Origin of the sequence: Pseudonocardia sp. EV170527-09, from assembly GCF_008369905.1 — a bacterium.
GTDB lineage: Bacteria > Actinomycetota > Actinomycetes > Mycobacteriales > Pseudonocardiaceae > Pseudonocardia.
This window is the reverse complement of sequence record NZ_VRMC01000177.1, coordinates 1-4,221: the sequence shown is the minus strand read 5'-3', so window position 1 is coordinate 4,221 and position 4,221 is coordinate 1. Positions and strand designations below refer to the sequence as shown.

Sequence of the window (4,221 nt, the reverse complement as noted above, 5' to 3'; positions counted from 1 at the left end):
GTCACCCGCAGCCTCGACCCGACCGGACGAGGCCACACCCGATGGATGATGCGCTGGAAGCCAGTCCTCAACGCCTTCGCCATCACTTTCGGTGACCGCTGGCCGGGCGCCGAGCACTACTGACAACATCGCCGGAACCACCGTTCTCGTTACAGACCCCCGGTGAGCGCCCACAACCGTCCAGGCCGGGGCGGCGGCTGCCGGCCGACCCCCGGCCGGTCAAGATCCTGCAGGACGCGGGCCGCGCGGAGATGGCGGCCAACCTTCGCGCGGAGATGGATCTGGACCCACGGACCGCGTCAGCGGTATGGATGTCAGTGCGCCGGGTCGTGGGCGCCTGGATCGATCCGAGAGTGCGGGACCTGCTGAGCCCGGCCCACGGGCGTGGCCTGGATGTGCGCCGGTTCATCGGCCAGGGCGGCTCGCTGTTCCTGATCGCCGACCAGCAGCAGGCGGCGGAAGCAGTCCCTGTGCTGACCGCGTTGGCCGAGCACTTCCTGCGCACCGCGCAGGACATGGCCATGGACTACCCGGCACGACGGGCCGACCCGCCGGTCACCGTGGTGTTCGACGAGCTCGCCAACGGCACCCCCGTCCCGCGCCTGGCTGAGGTCATCTCCGACGCCGCCGGCCGAGGAGTCGTGATCCACTGGGCCGCTCAGTCCCTCGCACAGCTCGAACGCCTTTTCGGGTCCGTCGGCGAGCGCGAGGTCCGCGACAACACCACCACCCTCACCGCCTGGGGCGGGATCAAGGACGACCGCACCCTGCAGTGGCTCTCCGACATCTGCGGCACCTACGAACGCACCCGACGTCAGAGCCAGGCCGACGGGCTGTTCAGCAGGGAACGCCACAGCTACAGCACCGAAACCGTCCCGGTAATGCGCCCCGGACAGATCCGCGAGCTGCCCGCCGGAAAGGTGCTGGCAATCCACCGCGGTGTTCGCTGCTTCGTCGCCGACGCCGTCGACGTCACCAAACGGCCCGACAGCACCCAGATCGACGCCGACGTCGCCACCCTGCGCGACGGCACCGCGATCCCGATCGACGACCGCGGCTACCGCACCGGATCTCTACACAGCGAGCGAAGGACCTAAAGCCATGACCAGCCCACAGCAACAGCCCGCGGCAGCCCTTGGACGATCCCCACCGCACCGAGCCAAGACGACGACTCCCCGGACGACGATTTCCCGGACGGCGACACACAAGCCCCGAAACCGCTGGTCCTCGACGGCCGCGACCGGGGTCGACGACGTGCAGGCCTGGGAGCAGCAACGACGTCCCGAGCTGTTGGAGGCATTCCAGGAACACGTCTACGGTCAGAGCCTGCCCGACCCAGAGAAGATCACCTTCGACGATAGTGGCGGCAGATCCGCGAAGACGGTCACCATCACCGTCACCGGAGCCGGATCGGCGAGCTTCACCCTGCGGCTGTTCGTGCCCGACTCCGGCACCCCGAAGGGCACCTTCCTCCTGATCGATCACCGAGGCTCGGTCGGCGATGATGCGGGCTCGTCGTCGGGCTATGCGCCGACGGCGAAGATCCTCGACGCCGCCGCTCTTCGACGTCGGTGATCCCCTGGCTGCTCCACCGTTCGACGCGCACGAGGTGCAGTTCCGCATGCCGTTGTCGCTGTCGGCGCTGCTGGACGGCATGGCCACAGCGGCTTGGACGAGGACGTCGCGGCATGGGGGACGACCTACGCGCAGCTGGTGCAGGAGCAGGTTCTGCGTTGGGTGCAGGAGGCGTGCGGCTACGCGGCCGATCCAGCGAGCGGGCCGGCCGGCGCGCCTGGAGCTGGCCGCGGTAAGGCCGCCACCTCGCGATGGCACAGCAATAGGGGCGCTGCCATCTGGCTGCGTTAGCGCTACATGGTAGCGGTCGGTAGGCTACCATGTCGCACTACAGCAGCTACCGCATCGCGGATTGAGATCGCAATGGTCGCTACCAGAATGCTTCCATTAAGCTATCAAGACGCATACAGAGAGCTTCCTAACTGCGTTATTACAGCTACTTGCTCACTGTGCCATTGCGTTCCTACCGCTGGACTAACGCCTTCAATCTGCGGACCGCTCGCAGATCTGCCGCCGTCTGCACGCTGCCTGATTGCAGGCTCATACCTGAGGTCTCGCTGCCGCTCAGCTTGCGGTCAGCTCTCTTATGGCTGATAGGCCGCAGCATGCGAGCTATATCTAGGCAGCGACACCGCTGGCACAAGACTGTCCGATCGCCGCAGCACCGCCTCTGTTACGCTGTGTAGCTGCGACAAGCACGCCACACCGTGGCGGTCCGCATGCACCTCGACCGCGTCTGGTCTACTAGCCCACGGCCTCTGCTCGACCATCACCCTCGCCACGGGCACTCCCGGGCTCTGTGGACTGCGAAGGAGACTCACCGCGATGCTTCCCCGCACGACAGCTGTCATCAACGGGAAGGGCGGCGTCGGGAAAACGTCTGTTGCCACGAACCTGGCTGCGCTGGTGGCCGCGGCTGGTTACCGGGTGCTCCTTGTCGACATGGACGCACAGGGGAACGTCTCAGATGACCTCGGTATCAAGGGGACGGCGTCCGACGACCAGGGCGCCTCGATGGTCGCCGCGTTGATCACCGGAGCACCCCTTCGGCCAGTTCTCAACGTCCGCGCCAGCTTGGACCTCGTCTGCGGAGGTGACCAGCTCGCTCAACTCGTCGGGACCCTCGTCGGTCGGCAGATGCAGGGTGAGGACGTCTCCGCAGTTTTGCAGGACGCGCTGGCCCCGGTGGCGGGGAACTACGACCTGGTCCTGATCGACTGCCCGCCTGGGGAGCGGGTAATCCAGCGACTGATCATGACGACGTCTCAGTTCCTTCTGATCCCGACCAAGAGCGACAGGTCCTCGCTCGATGGCCTTGCTGCCGTCGCCAAGATGTTCGGATCAGTCACTGCGTCGACGAACCCGGACCTCGAGCTCCTGGGGGTCGTCCTGTTCGGAATCGGATCGTCGGCCAAGCGGATCAAGGAAGACACCCGAGCCCAGATTGAGCGGGATCTAGGCACCGCAGATCTGGTGTTCCGGACGACCATCCGTCACGTGGAGTCCGCTGCGGTCGGCGGACGGAGCGCCGGGCTGGTGATACACGAGCTGGAAGAGCAGCTGCCAGAGCAGCGACGCGCCTACTTCGAGGCCCTCCGCGACCGGGGGTGTGGTCTGCACCGTACCGACCGACCAGCACCCCGGGTCGCCGCAAGTTCTGCCGGCCTGGCCGGTGATTACGCGGCCTTGGCAGAAGAGGTACTGGACCGTATCGCCATCCGTTTGGAGATTCCGGCATGACGAATTCCGACATGACGGATCGGGATCTGTCCGCGTTCCGGAAGCCCGCATCGCGGGCAGGAAACCTCTCGGGCCGACTGGGACGTTCTGCCCATGCGCCGACCGAGCCGACTCCTGTGCAGGCCCAGGGCACGGAGGATGACGCTCTGGGCACGTCCCCGCTCCCGACAACTCCTCCGTCCAGTGCGGCCGCCCGACCGAGTAGGCCAGCGGACAAGAAGGCGTCGACCGCACGTGACGTGAAGTCGTCCTACTCGGTATATCTACCCGATGATCTGCTGGATCGGGTGGCCACGCAGCTCGATGGGCGCACGCTCGGGGAGTTCGTGCTCGACGGCTATGAGCAGGTCTACGGCGACCTGCCCCAGCGATTCCGGCCTCCGTCGACGTCAGCATCTGGTCTTCCACCGCGCACGCGCCGCCCAAGGCGGTCCGCGGGAACGCTGCGGGAACGGCATCCGCGCTGGACCGAGGTGGAGTTCGCCGTGTTGGAGGCGCAGCGGCTGGAGCTGGGCGCTCCGTCGCGATCGGAATTCGTCACCGCAGTCCTCGAGCTCTACCTAGGCAGCAACTAACCACCCCGTCAGCGCCAGCGTTGGCAGACCTGACGCGACATCTGTCGACGACGGCCTGAGACTGACCCCCTGACGTCGGATTGGGATTGACCCCTTCTGGGCGACGCTGAGGGGGTGTTGTCGGTGGAGGACTGGTCCGAGATCCGTCGTCTGCATCGGGCGGAGGGTGTCCCGATCAAGGAGATCTCCCGCCGGCTGGGAGTCGCGCGGAACACGGTGCGTTCGGCGCTGCGGGCGCCGGGCCCACCGCGGCGGGAACGGGGCCCGCGGGGTTCGCTGGCTGATGCGGTCGAGCCGCAGGTGCGGGCTCTGTTGGCGCAGTTCCCGCGGA

Annotated in this window: 5 protein-coding genes; all 5 read left to right on the top strand. The window is 66.9% G+C overall.

The genetic code is table 11. The features are described 5' to 3' along the window. Nucleotides 1-98 precede the first annotated feature (98 nt). Nucleotides 99-1,097 (top strand): type IV secretory system conjugative DNA transfer family protein, encoded by a 999-nt coding sequence (locus tag FVA95_RS27715; protein WP_149666773.1) that lies wholly within the window; start codon nt 99-101, stop codon nt 1,095-1,097. 4 nt (nt 1,098-1,101) lie between these two features. Beyond that, nucleotides 1,102-1,575 (top strand): hypothetical protein, encoded by a 474-nt coding sequence (locus FVA95_RS27710; protein WP_149666772.1) that lies wholly within the window; start codon nt 1,102-1,104, stop codon nt 1,573-1,575. An 825-nt stretch (nt 1,576-2,400) separates the two neighbouring features. Then, on the top strand, nt 2,401-3,315 hold the full coding sequence (locus FVA95_RS27705; RefSeq protein WP_149666771.1) for a ParA family protein: 915 nt from the start codon (nt 2,401-2,403) through the stop codon (nt 3,313-3,315). 239 nt (nt 3,316-3,554) lie between these two features. Further along, complete coding sequence (locus tag FVA95_RS27700; RefSeq protein ID WP_149666770.1) at nt 3,555-3,890, top strand: hypothetical protein; 336 nt, start codon at nt 3,555-3,557, stop codon at nt 3,888-3,890. A gap of 114 nt (nt 3,891-4,004) precedes the next feature. After that, on the top strand, nt 4,005-4,221 hold a 217-nt coding region (locus FVA95_RS27695), incomplete at its 3' end, for a sigma factor-like helix-turn-helix DNA-binding protein (RefSeq protein WP_193564260.1).